Genomic DNA, 1,194 nt, shown 5'->3' on the forward strand with positions numbered 1-1,194 from the left:
CTTCGCCAACACCCCCGACATCCTGCACGCCTACCTCCAGCACGGCGGACGTCCCGCCTTCGAGGTCCGCGCGGTGCTGGCCGCCACCCTCTCCCCCACCTGGGGCATCTACTCCGGCTACGAACTGTGCGAGAACACCCCGCTCAGGGAGGGCGGCGAGGAGTACCTGGACTCGGAGAAGTACCAGCTCAAGCCCCGCGACTGGGAGACCGCCGAACGCGACGGACGGACCATCGCCCCGCTCGTCACCAAGCTCAACACCATCCGACGGCGGCACCCGGCCCTGCGGCAGCTCCGCGATCTGCACTTCCACCACACCGACAAGGACGCGGTGATCGCCTACTCGAAGCGGAGCGGATCGAACACGGTTCTGGTGGTCGTGAACCTCGACCCCCACCACACCCAGGAGGCAACGGTCTCGTTGGACATGCCGCAACTCGGCCTGGACTGGCACGAGTCCGTGCCGGTGTGCGATCAGCTCACCGGCGAGACCTACTACTGGGGCAGGGCCAACTATGTGCGCCTCGAACCGGGTCATAGGCCCGCGCACGTCTTCGCCGTCCTGCGACCGTCCACCCCGCAGATCGGAGGGTCACCCACAATATGATCGTCAATGAGCCCGTTCCGGACACCTTCGAGGACACTCCCGCCAAGGACCGGGACCCGGAGTGGTTCAAACGCGCCGTCTTCTACGAGGTCCTGGTCCGCTCGTTCCAGGACAGCAACGGTGACGGCGTCGGCGACCCGTACGGGGACTACTACGTCTGGGCCGACGACGACAAGCAGTACCAGGACGCCCGGATCATCTTCGTCGACACCGAGGTCTCCAACTGGACGTACGACCCCGTACGCAAGCAGTACTACTGGCACCGCTTCTTCTCGCACCAGCCGGATCTGAACTACGAGAACCCGGCCGTGCAGGAGGAGATGATCTCCGCGCTGAAGTTCTGGCTGGATCTCGGCATCGACGGGTTCCGGCTGGACGCGGTGCCGTACCTGTACCAGCAGGAGGGCACCAACTGCGAGAACCTGCCGGCGACCCACGAGTTCCTGAGGCGGGTGCGCAAGGAGATCGACGCCCAGTACCCCGACAAGGTGCTGCTGGCGGAGGCCAACCAGTGGCCCGAGGACGTCGTCGACTACTTCGGTGACTTCCGGGCCGGCGGCGACGAGTGCCACATGGCGTTCCACTTC

The 1,194-nt window shown here is 65.7% G+C and carries 2 protein-coding genes; both read left to right on the forward strand.

What is annotated here, in order from left to right; all coding sequences use genetic code 11:
* Positions 1–607: DUF3459 domain-containing protein (locus tag OO52_RS45530; protein WP_037671640.1), on the forward strand; the 607-nt coding region annotated here is incomplete at its 5' end.
* Positions 604–1,194: alpha-amylase family glycosyl hydrolase (locus tag OO52_RS45535; protein WP_037671643.1), on the forward strand; the 591-nt coding region annotated here is incomplete at its 3' end. The genes OO52_RS45530 and OO52_RS45535, both read left to right, overlap by 4 nt.

This window comes from Streptomyces flaveolus (assembly GCF_000716535.1).
Taxonomy (GTDB): Bacteria; Actinomycetota; Actinomycetes; order Streptomycetales; family Streptomycetaceae; genus Streptomyces; species Streptomyces flaveolus_A.